General features: G+C 73.4%; 4 protein-coding genes. All 4 read right to left on the bottom strand.

The features are described 5' to 3' along the window. A partial coding sequence (locus ABZ297_RS46055; RefSeq protein WP_355360717.1) for an FAD-dependent monooxygenase occupies nt 1-1,275 on the bottom strand: 1,275 nt, incomplete at its 3' end. Beyond that, the gene (locus ABZ297_RS46050; protein ID WP_355360714.1) at nt 1,265-2,098 is read right to left on the bottom strand and encodes a tryptophan synthase subunit alpha; all 834 of its coding nucleotides are present in this window, start codon (nt 2,096-2,098) and stop codon (nt 1,265-1,267) included. The genes ABZ297_RS46050 and ABZ297_RS46055, both read right to left, overlap by 11 nt. Further along, a complete protein-coding gene (locus ABZ297_RS46045; protein ID WP_355360711.1) occupies nt 2,086-2,799 on the bottom strand; it encodes an indole-3-glycerol-phosphate synthase in 714 nt (237 codons plus the stop codon). Before ABZ297_RS46045 ends, ABZ297_RS46050 begins: the two co-directional genes overlap by 13 nt. Nucleotides 2,800-2,866: 67 nt before the next feature. Beyond that, complete coding sequence (locus ABZ297_RS46040; protein WP_355360708.1) at nt 2,867-5,380, bottom strand: AMP-binding protein; 2,514 nt, start codon at nt 5,378-5,380, stop codon at nt 2,867-2,869. Nucleotides 5,381-5,486: the final 106 nt, after the last annotated feature.

The following is a 5,486-nucleotide window of genomic DNA, read 5'->3' as shown; positions in this document are numbered from 1 at the left end:
GTCGAGCTGTGCGAACACGCCCGGCCCCTGGTCGAGGAGGGCGTTCAGGTCGGCGCGCGACTCCCGGAGCGTGCCGGTCACCGTGCTGAGGTCGGCCGGGGCGAAGACCGGCGACGGGGCGATCTCGGTCGGTGTGCCGGTGGCCCGGCCGTGGAACCAGGCGTTGAACCGGCGGATGAAGTCCGGATCGCGTTCGGCGATGTCGGCGAAGGTGATCCGCCAGGACCGGGCGACCAGCTGGTAGGCGAACTGGATCGGCTCGAAGTCCAGGTAGCGCTGGACGGTGTCGAAGTACCGCTCCGACAGCCGGGCCGCGTCCTGGAACTGCTCGACTCGGTCTCGCCGGGCCTTCTCGTACATCGCGAGAGCGTCCGGGATCCGGGCCGGCCGGGCGCGCAGCTGGGCGGCGAGCGCGATCGCGTCCTCGACGGCCAGCCGGGTCCCGGAGCCGATGGACCAGTGCGCGGTGTGCGCCGCGTCGCCGATGAGCACCACGTTGCCGGCGTGCCAGCTGTCACAGCGCAGGTGGCGGAACCGGGTCCAGGCCGGTCCGCGGCGCAGGATCGGCTCGCCGTCCAGGTGGGCGGCGAAGACCTGCTCGCAGAGCCGCAACGACTCGTCGACGTCCATCGCGGACAGACCGGACCGCCGCCAGGTCTCTTCGGAGACGTAGATGATCAGCGAGCTCCACGACTCCCCGGACGGGTAGACGTAGCCCTGGAACAGACCCCACTCGGTGTCGACGAAGAGGTAGGCGAAGGTGGGCCGGGCCGCCTCGACCCCGAACCAGCCGTACCAGAACGACCCGTGCTCGACGTGCGGGCCGATCTCGTCCTCGATCTGGGCGCGCACGGCGGAGTTGAGCCCGTCGGCTCCGACGACGAGGTCGGCGTCGGCGTGCTCGGCGAGGTCGGTCACCCGCTGTCCGTAGTGGAGTTCGACGCCCAGCGCGGTGGCTCGCTCACGCAGGATGGACAGCAGCGCGTCCCGGCCGATGCCGTGGAACCGGTTGCCCTCCACCAGGTACAGCGAGTCCCGGCAGCGGATCTCCACCTGCGTCCAGTTCACGCCGATGCGGTCGATCGCCTCGAACGCGCCCGGGTCCGCTTTGGACAGCGCGTTCAGCGATCCCTCCGGGAAGACCACCGCCCAGCCGGCGCTGGCGTCGGGTTCGTTGCGTTCGAACAGCCGGACGTCGTCGACGAGACGATCGCGGCGCAGCAGGATGGCCAGGAACAGTCCCGCCGGTCCGCCGCCGATGATGTCAACGCGCATGCTCGCTCCCCGGCAGCTCGCTTCCGGAAAGGCCGGTGCCGGAATGGCGGGTGGCGGCCTTCCACCGCCGCACGGCGGCCTCGGTCCACGCCACCCGCGTCGCCGGTTCGGCCGCGGCCAGGCCGCGGTAGAGCTCACTGCCGATCACCACGCCCGCGGCGTACGCCGCGACCGCGCGGATGTCATGTTCGTCGCGGATGCCGAATCCGGCGAGAAACGGCTTGGTGGCCCCCAGCGCCGCCGCTTCGGCGGACCGGCCGACCTGCGCCGGGTCCAGCCGGACGCCGGTGCGCTCGGCGAGCGCCTGGTAGGTCAGGTGCCGCGCGGAGTCCTCCAGCCGGCGCCGCCGCGCCGCGTCGGTCCCGGGCCTGACGAGCGGGACGGCGCTCAGACCGGCGGCCGCCACCTGGCTGGGAGTGAGCTGACCGTCCGGATCGGTCAGCACCAGACCGTCCACACCGGATTCGGCGGACAGTTCGAGCAGCCGGTCCACGCCGACGTCGGCGACCGTCTGCGGATACACAAGGGACAGCAGGGGCGTGCCGGGCAGGCGGGCGCGCAGCTTCCGTACCAGCTCCCAGAGCCGGCCGGGCGGGCACTGCCGGGCGCGGTCGAACGACGACGCGATGTCGGCGCCGCGCGGCTGCGTCCCCGGTGTCGGGAGACCGAGTTCGAGCACGTCCGCGCCGGCCGTCGCGGCGGCGACGGCGAGTTCGAGCGAGTCGGTCAGCGGGTCACCGAGCGTCAGGTAGACAACCAGCAGGCGCTCCTGTCGCGCGTCCGCGGCTCTCAACCGGTCACCGAGTCGGTCTAACGTGGGCAAATCCAGGCTCCGTCCCGCAGTTTGCGCACCAGGGCGGCCGGGTCGTCGCTCTTGGCCAGCGCGGTGCCGATGAGCACGCCCTCGGCCCCGGCCGCCGCCGCCCGCGCGACGTCCTCGGCGGTGAAGAACGAGCTCTCGGAGAGGACGAGCACGTCGGGCGGCACCTCCGGCAGCAGCGACTCGGTGACGCTGACCGTGCCCGGATCGAGTTCGAGGGCGACGATGTTGCGGTTGTTCACCGCGATGGCGGCCGGGTCGAGGGCGAGCGCCGTTGCCAGGTGCCGCTTGGTGTGCACCCCTAACAACACCTCGAGCCCGAGCCGCACGGCGTGATCGCGCAGCCGTTCGAGCTTGCTGGGGGGTGTCGTGTTGATCGAGAGCTGTACCGCGTCGAAACCGACCGCGACCGACTCGTCGAGCTGGCTGGGGCTGTTGAAGAAGTCCTTGCGTAACAGCGGAAGGTCGGTCCGCGCCCGGATCCGCGCGGCCACCTCGAGACCACCGGCGAAGTACACCGGATCGGTGGGCGTGCTCAGCGCGTTCACCCCGCCCTCGATGAGGGCGTCCAGGTACGCGTCCAGCCCGCCCAGGTCGATCAGGGCGCCGTCGCGGGGCGAGCGAACCTTCACGTCGGCCAGCACCGCGGGCTGAAGAGTCCGCCGGGTGGACTCCAGTACCGCGTACAGGCTGCGACCGTTCATCGTTCACCTCGCATCCCTCCGGCGACACGAGGATCTTCACACCGCGATCGTCGCGGCCGCATCTTCTTCAGTGCTGTGTGCGGCGACCCGCCAAGGTTTCTGCGGTGGTGGTGTGCGCCTCGATCCGGGCCGCCAACCCGGCCAGGGTGGGGTCGGCGAAGAACTCCGGGATCGCGACAGCGACGCCGAACCGTCGGCGCACCGCGTGCAGCAGCCGGGGAACCAGCAGGGAGTGCCCGCCGGCGGCGAAGAAGGTGTCGTCGGCGTGCCGCGGGTGCACACCCAGCTCGGACCAGATCGCGGCGAGGCTGACGGCCACGGCCCGCCCCGCCCACGACTCCGGCTCCGGTCCGGCGCCGCCCCGGGCGGGGCCGGGGTCCGGCAGGCTGCGCCGGTCGAGCTTGCCGCCGACGTTGCGCGGCAGGCCGATGAGCGTCCGGAACGTGACCGGCGGCATCGCCTTGCCGAACCGGGCGCGCAGGGCGGCCCGCCAGTCGGCCGCCGCTCCGAGCGCGGTTCCGTCCGGGCCGCGAACCGGCACGACGTAGGCCACCAGCCGGGTCGCCATCCGGTTCGCGTCGGCGACGGCCATCACGGCGCACTCGGCGACCGAGTCGTGCGCGGCCAGCGCGGCCTCAAGGTCGCCGAGCTCCAGACGGACGCCGTTGAACTTGACCTGGAAATCCTTGCGCCCGCGGAACTCCAGCGCGCCGTCGAAGCGCCGTCGGCCGAGGTCCCCGGTCCGGTAGCAGGCACCGCCGATGCCCCACCCGCCGGTGTCGGCGACGGGCCGGAACGGCGCCCGATCGTCCGCCGCCGGGCCCAGATAGCCGGGCGTGGTGTAGGGACTGCGGATGACGAGGCCGCCCGTCACGCCGGCGGGGCAGGGCCGGTCCTGCTCGTCGAGCACGAGGACCTGCCGGCCGGGAATGGACCGGCCGACCGGCGTGACGCCGTGTGCCTCGCCGACGACCTCGTGCCAGGTGGCCAGGATCAGCTCGGTCGGGCCGTACAGGTTGATCAACCGCACCGACGGCAGGGCCGCGCGCAGGCCGCCCGCCAGCTCCCCGGGCAGCGCCTCGCCGGCGAGCAGGAGGTGGCTGAGGTGTTCGGGCGCGCCGGCCCGGCCGCTGATCACCCGCAGGATCTCCCGGGCGAAGGTCGGGACGGTCTGGAAGTGCGTGATCCGCTCGGCGGCGAGCCAGTCGACGATCTTCTCCGGGTTGGCCCGGATCCGGTCCGGTACCGGGCACAGCGTCGCGCCCGCGACCAGGGCGGCGAACGCCTCACAGAGGCCGGCGTCGTAGCCGGGTGCCGCCCACTGCGCCACCCGGGCGCCGGGGCCGATCCGGAACTCGCCGGCAAACCAGGTGACGAACTGCGCCAGCGTGGCGTGCGACTGGGGGATCCCCTTGGGATGTCCGGTCGATCCGGAGGTGTAGGCGACGTAGGCGCGGTCCTCCGGCGCGCTGCGCACGGGCGACGAGGCGGCCGGGGCCGGCGGCGCGGTGGCGTCGACCACCTGACCGTCCAGTTCGTCGGCGTACCAGTGCGCCAACGCGTCCGGGCCGGCCGAACCGTCGATCACCAGGCGGGCCGGCCGGATGTCGGCGAGCATCGTCCTGCCCCGCTCGCCCATCTCGTCCGCGCCGAGGCAGACGAGGTGGGCGCCGGCGTCCAGGGCGCCGAGCACGGCGGCGATCTGGCGCGGTCCCGTCGACATCCGCACCACGACGGGCCTTCCGGACACCGCACCGTGTCCTCCGGTGAGCGCGGCGGTGATCAGCGCGGCGTGGGCGCGAAGCTCCGCGTAGGAGACGCGGGTGCCGCCGTACGACAGCGCGGGAGCGTCCGGCACCCGCTCGGCGACCCGGTGCACCAGCGCGTTGACCGTGTCGGGCCCGGCGGGACCGTCCGCCACCCGGTCGGCGTCACGGAGCGCGGCGCGCAGGGCGTCGCGGCTCTCCAGCGGGAGCGCGCGCACCGGCAGGTCGGGATCGGCGAGGGCGGCGGTCAGCAGGGTGCGCAGCTGCTCGAGGAGCAGACGCGCGGACGCAGCGTCGAAGGCGTCGGCACGGTACTCCAGGCTCCCGGTGGCCGCCGGCCCGTCCGCGTCGACGGTCAGCGTGAGGTCGGCGACGGCCACGGCGGCTTCGACCGGCTGCCGCGTCACCCGCGCGCCGGCCAGCCGCAGCCGCGGTTCGGGCGCCTTGACCACGAACATGGTCTCGCACAGGGGGATCCGGTGCGGCGCCCGGTCGACGTCGAGTGCGCGGACCAGTTCGTCGAACGGGAGCGCGCGGTGTGCGAGCGCGCCCGTGACCGCGGCGCCCACCCGGCGCACCAGCTCGCGGAAGGTCAGGGGGCCGGTGAAGTCCGCGCACAGGACGAGCAGGGTGTCGAACAGGCCGACGGCGCCGGCGAACTCGGGCACCGGGCGGGCGGACACCGGCATCCCGACCGCGACCCGATCCCCGCCACCGTACCGGTGCAGCAGGAGCTGGAACGCGGCGAGCAGGACCGTGTGCGGTTCGATCTGCGGTTCGGCGTGCGGTTCGGTGTGCGGTTCCGCGTGCTCCACCGCGGACAGTAGGGTTGTAGATGTCGGCGATCCCGTCGCCATCGCCGTCGGAGGCGTACCCGTTGACCGGCGAGGACGTCGGGATCCTGGCCTTGCCGCCCCAGGT

The sequence above is a fragment of the Nonomuraea sp. NPDC005983 genome (genome assembly GCF_040614375.1).
Taxonomy (GTDB): Bacteria; Actinomycetota; Actinomycetes; order Streptosporangiales; family Streptosporangiaceae; genus Nonomuraea.
Note: the sequence above shows the minus strand (reverse complement) of the source record. Positions and strands in the feature narration are given on the sequence as shown.

Bases quoted from the DNA above. Each gene is read 5' to 3' on its own strand.
- ABZ297_RS46045 (WP_355360711.1), bottom strand. From the start codon at position 2,799: ATGAACGGTCGCAGCCTGTACGCGGTACTGGAGTCCACCCGGCGGACT.